This window comes from Streptomyces rubellomurinus, assembly GCF_000961885.1.
Lineage (GTDB): Bacteria > Actinomycetota > Actinomycetes > Streptomycetales > Streptomycetaceae > Kitasatospora > Kitasatospora rubellomurina.
The window spans coordinates 1-977 of sequence record NZ_JZKH01000262.1 but is presented as its reverse complement, the minus strand read 5'-3'; the positions used below and the strand labels follow the sequence as shown (position 1 = coordinate 977).

Annotated in this window: 1 protein-coding gene; it reads left to right on the top strand. The window is 73.4% G+C overall.

The annotated features are described in order from the left end of the window. Nucleotides 1-977 (top strand): acyltransferase domain-containing protein (locus VM95_RS37690; RefSeq protein ID WP_045706004.1); only part of this gene is annotated, 977 nt, incomplete at both ends.

Sequence of the window (977 nt, the reverse complement as noted above, 5' to 3'; positions counted from 1 at the left end):
GGCGCAGGCCGAGCGGCTGCGGTCGCACCTGCTGGCGAAGCCCGAACTCTCGGTCGCGGACGTGGCGTTCTCGGCGACGACCAGCCGGGCGTTGCTGGAACGGCGCGCGGTCGTGGTGGCCTCGGGGCGTCAGGAACTGCTGGAGCGGCTGTCGGCCGTCACGGCGGGGACGGGTGCGGTCGGCGGCAAGTCGGCGTTCCTGTTCACCGGGCAGGGCTCGCAGCGCACCGGCATGGGCCTGGAACTCGCCGGCGCGTTCCCGGTGTTCGAGCGGGCGCTGAGCGAGGTCTGCGCCGAGCTCGACCCCCGACTGGGCCGCTCGGTGCGGGAGTTGATCGCGGCCGGTGGCGAGGAGCTGAACGCCACCGAGTTCACCCAGGCCGCGCTGTTCGCCGTCGAGGTGGCCCTGTTCCGCCTGGCGGAGTCGCTCGGCCTGCGTGCCGACTACCTGGTCGGGCACTCGGTGGGCGAGATCGCCGCCGCGCACGTCGCGGGCGTGCTCTCGCTCGCGGATGCGGCCGAACTCGTGGTGGCCCGTGGCCGGTTGATGGGCGCGCTGCCCGCCGGCGGCGCGATGGTCGCCGTCCAGGCCACCGAGGCCGAGGTGGCCGAGTCGCTGGCCGGCTTCGAGGGCCGGCTGGAGATCGCCGCGATCAACGCGCCCACCGCGATCGTCGTCTCGGGTGACGCGGACGCCGCCGAGGAGTGGCTGCCGAGGGTCGAGGGCCGCAAGACCACCCGCCTGCGGGTCTCGCACGCCTTCCACTCGCCCCGCATGGAGCCCATGCTGGACGAATTCCGCGCGGTCGCGCAGAAGTTGACCTACACGAAGCCGCAGATCCCGGTGGTCTCCAACGTCACCGGCGCCCTGGTCGAGACCTTCGACGCCGAGTACTGGGTCCGCCACGTCCGCCAGGCCGTCCGCTTCGCCGATGGCGTGACCACCCTGTGGGGCCTGGGAGTTCGCCGCTTCCTGG